Source organism: Pseudomonas sp. BF-B-15, assembly GCF_019946675.1.
In the GTDB taxonomy this organism is placed as follows: Bacteria; Pseudomonadota; Gammaproteobacteria; order Pseudomonadales; family Pseudomonadaceae; genus Aquipseudomonas; species Aquipseudomonas migulae.
In genome coordinates this window covers 1-3,147 of record NZ_JAGYFZ010000201.1, presented here as the reverse complement: position 1 = coordinate 3,147, position 3,147 = coordinate 1, and the positions used below count along the sequence as shown (strand labels likewise).

General features: G+C 59.9%; 3 protein-coding genes. 1 reads left to right on the top strand and 2 read right to left on the bottom strand.

The genetic code is table 11. The annotated features are described in order from the left end of the window. Positions 1–102 precede the first annotated feature (102 nt). A complete protein-coding gene (locus KGA97_RS29285) occupies positions 103–636 on the bottom strand; it encodes a cysteine hydrolase family protein (RefSeq protein WP_192227346.1) in 534 nt (177 codons plus the stop codon). A 69-nt stretch (positions 637–705) separates the two neighbouring features. After that, positions 706–2,433 carry a gamma-glutamyltransferase gene (ggt, locus tag KGA97_RS29280; protein WP_223449277.1) on the bottom strand — a complete coding sequence of 576 codons (1,728 nt, stop codon included), beginning with the start codon at positions 2,431–2,433 and terminating at the stop codon, positions 706–708. Positions 2,434–2,582: 149 nt separating this feature from the next. On the opposite strand from ggt, the gene KGA97_RS29275 reads away from it, so the two are divergent. Beyond that, positions 2,583–3,092: a methylated-DNA--[protein]-cysteine S-methyltransferase gene (locus tag KGA97_RS29275; RefSeq protein ID WP_008029471.1), complete on the top strand. Its 510-nt coding sequence runs from the start codon at positions 2,583–2,585 to the stop codon at positions 3,090–3,092. The last annotated feature ends 55 nt before the right edge of the window (positions 3,093–3,147 follow it).

Sequence of the window (3,147 nt, the reverse complement as noted above, 5' to 3'; positions counted from 1 at the left end):
CGATCCTGTAGGAGCCAGGCTTGCTGGCGATGGCGTCCGTGAAATCGCCATCGCCAGCAAGCCGGCTCCTACAGGGTTGGGCGGGGCCCATCATCATGGGTGCTAGAAGGTGATGTCGGCGGCGGGTATCACGTCGATCCGCGCCACTGAACCGGTCAAATGCGCCAGGTCCTTGTTGTGCTCGGCGATGATGTCTTCGGCGGGGATGTTGCCGTTGTCGACCGTGGAGTGAGCGTCAGCCGCCAGCACCACGTCGTACCCCAGTTGCAGCGCCTGACGCACTGTGGCGTTGACGCAATAGTCGGTTTGCAAACCGCAAATGACCAGGCGTTCGAAATCCTGCACCGGCAGCAGCTTTTGCAGGTTGGTCTGATAGAACGAATCCGGTGTGGTCTTGCGTACGTGCCAATCCTTGGGCGAGGTTTCCAGCCCTTCGGCCAGTTGCCAGCCGTCAGCGTTATACGCCAGCGGACTGCCGTCTTCCTCATGCTGGATCAGCACCACCGGAATGCCGGCCTTTCGGGCACGGGTGCTGAGCCCGTTAATGGTGTCGATGACACGTGAGATTTCGAAGCACTCGTACTCGCCCGTGCAAAGTGCTCGCTGGACATCGATGATCAACATTGCGGTGGTCATGGTTCCATCCTTGATCTGTCGTTGGATCTGGGGACAGAAACTAAATCCGTCCCCCTCCAAACACAACCCTCAATAACCGAGAGACAACCCGGTGTTACGACGCGGATCGTTCGCTCCGTAGAAACGGTTTTTGCCCACCGGTTTACCTTCCAGCGACGGCGCGCCGACCAGAATCGCGGCGATATGGTTGGGATCCTGCGGCCCGGCAAACTTGTGGCCCCAGCTTTCAAGCAGCTTCACCGTGTCCGGACTGGTGGTGAACGCCTCCAGGTTGGTCTCCTCCGGCAACCACTGCTGGTGGAAACGCGGCGCATCCACCGCCTCCTGAATGTTCATGCCGTAGTCGATCACGTTGAGGATGGTCAGCAAGGTCGCGGTGATGATGCGGCTGCCGCCTGGGGTGCCGACGACCATCACGACTTTGCCGTCCTTGGTGACGATGGTCGGGCTCATGGACGACAGCGGCGCCTTGCCCGGCGCGATGGCGTTGGCCTCCCCTTGCACCAGACCGTACATGTTCGGCACGCCGATTTTCGAGGTGAAGTCGTCCATCTCGTCGTTGAGGATGACCCCGGTTTTGCTGGCCATGACCCCGGCGCCAAACCAGTCGTTCAAGGTGTAGGTCACCGACACCGCGTTGCCCCATTTATCGACGATGGAGTAATGGGTGGTGTTGCTGCCTTCGTGCGGCGCGACGCCAGGTTTGAGCTCGCGGGACACACCGGCCTTTTGCGGATTGATGGCCGCGCGGATTTTGCTCGCGTAGTTTTTATCCAGCAAATGGGCGATCGGATTTTTCACGAAGTCCGGGTCGCCGAGGTAGCTGTTGCGGTCGACATACGCGTGGCGCATGGCTTCGATCTGGTAATGCATACCCTGCGCCGAGCGGTAACCCAGGTCTTTCATCGGGTAGCCGTCGAGGATGTTCATGATCTCGCAGATCACTACGCCGCCGGAGCTTGGCGGTGGTGCCGAGACCACGTGGTAGCCACGGTAATCGCACTCGATGGGGGCCAGTTCACGGGTCTTGTATTTGTCGAGGTCGGCCTGGGTGATGATGCCTTTGTTGGCCTGACTGGAGGTGACGATCGCGTCAGCGACCCAGCCCTTATAGAAACCGTCGGCGCCCTTCTCGGAGATTTCCCGCAGGGTTTTGCCCAGGTCTTTTTGCACCAGTTTCTGGCCGACCTGCATCGGCTCGCCGTTGCTCAGGAAGATCGAGCCGGAATCTTTCATGTCCTTTTTGAAGACGTCGGTGGCGTACTCCAGCAAATCGACATCGCCCTGCTCCAGCACAAAACCGTCTTCAGCGAGCTTGATCGCCGGGGCGATCACTTCCTTGCGCGGTTTGGTGCCGTAGGTTTTCAGCGCCAGTTCCATACCGGACACGGTACCCGGCACACCGACAGCCAGATGACCACGGGTGCTGAGGTCCGGGACAACGTTGCCCTCTTTGTCGAGGTACATGTCGGCAGTGGCGGCCAGCGGGGCTTTTTCGCGGAAGTCGAGGAAGGTCTTGCGCCCGTCCGCCAGTTGGATGGTCATGAAACCACCGCCGCCCAGGTTACCTGCCGCGGGATACACCACCGCCAGCGCATACCCGACCGCGACGGCGGCATCGACGGCGTTACCACCGTTCTTGAGCACATCGACGCCCACATGACTGGCCAGATGCTGGGCCGTGACCACCATGCCGTTTTCGGCGGCGACGGGGGCGACGGAAGCGGCGTGAGCCGCCAGGCAACTGAGTGCCAATGAAGTCGCGATGAGCGATTTGGCAAAAGGTTCGAACTTCATGAGTCGGTCTCTTTTTGTTTTTAGGGTCGGTAAAAAAACAGAGAAAACGTTTCAAGAGCAGTACGCAGTATGGTCGGGATTGCGTATTGCGCCTCTCCGTCGAGGCAGTATGCTTGCCGCCTGCTCACCTGTTTTCGGAGTCCGCCCGCATGAGTTACACCTTCACCACCATGGCGTCGCCGGTCGGCGAGTTGAAGCTGGTCGCGAACGGTTCGAGACTGGCGGCCATCCTCTGGGAAAACGACAAACCGAATCGCGTACGGCTCGGGCCGATGAGTGAGGCGGCGGACAACCCGGTCCTGGTGCGCGCGGTTCAACAGTTACAGGAATACTTCGCCGGCACACGAAACCGCTTCGACCTGGAACTGGATTTCGCCGGTACGGACTTTCAGAAAAAGGTGTGGCAGGCCCTGCTGACCATTCCGTTCGGCGAAACGCGCAGCTATAGCCAGATTGCCGAGCAGATCGGCAACCCGAGCGCAGTGCGTGCAGTGGGCGCGGCGAATGGCAAGAACCCGATCTCGATTATTGCGCCGTGCCATCGGGTGATCGGCGCGTCGGGGAAATTGACCGGGTTTGCAGGTGGGCTTGAGGCGAAGGAATTGCTGCTGACGCTGGAAGGCGGCCGAGGTAAAACCGGACGTTTCGAAGGCTTTTGACCTTGCTTTATGTAGGAGCGAAGCTTGCTCGCGAAGGTGTGTCAGGCGACAGCAC

Excerpts from the sequence above, each read along its gene's own strand:
- KGA97_RS29285 (WP_192227346.1), bottom strand. The coding sequence starts at position 636 with ATGACCACCGCAATGTTGATCATCGATGTCCAGCGAGCACTTTGCACG.
- ggt (WP_223449277.1), bottom strand. The coding sequence starts at position 2,433 with ATGAAGTTCGAACCTTTTGCCAAATCGCTCATCGCGACTTCATTGGCA.
- KGA97_RS29275 (WP_008029471.1), top strand. The coding sequence starts at position 2,583 with ATGAGTTACACCTTCACCACCATGGCGTCGCCGGTCGGCGAGTTGAAG.